This window comes from Streptomyces sp. WM6386 (assembly GCF_000972385.1).
Classification (GTDB): Bacteria; Actinomycetota; Actinomycetes; order Streptomycetales; family Streptomycetaceae; genus Streptomyces.
Genome location: NZ_JXTE01000589.1, coordinates 1 through 386, shown reverse-complemented (window position 1 = coordinate 386; position 386 = coordinate 1). Strand labels below are relative to the sequence as shown.

General features: G+C 71.2%; 1 protein-coding gene. It reads left to right on the top strand.

The window, feature by feature from the left end; translation table 11 throughout:
- A partial coding sequence (locus tag TN53_RS47145; RefSeq protein ID WP_159038302.1) for an SPASM domain-containing protein occupies positions 1-310 on the top strand: 310 nt, incomplete at its 5' end.
- Positions 311-386: the final 76 nt, after the last annotated feature.

Here is a 386-nt window from a genome sequence, read left to right as displayed (position 1 = left end):
CCCGGCCTTCGCCATGGGTTCCCTGGCGGGGGGTTCCGACGTCGCCGCCCGCGCCCGGCACTTGGCGGTACGCCATGTCGATCGTCAGGAGCCGTGCCGGTCCTGCTGGGCCCGTTACCTGTGCGGCGGCGGCTGTTACCACGAGGTGAGCCGCCGAGGACGCCCGGGCTGCGAATACATCCGCGGCTGGCTGTCCTTCTGCCTGCGGGCCTACGTCGAACTGTGCGCCACCGCACCCGAGTTCTTCCGTACGCCCGCAGACTCCACCACCGCTCTCGTCAGCCCCGCCAGTCCCGCCAGCGCCGTCTGAAGGAGCCGTCCATGCCCGACCTTCCGTCCCCCGACGGGAAGCTGTTCCCGCGCAACCTCACTGCCCGGGCCGACTA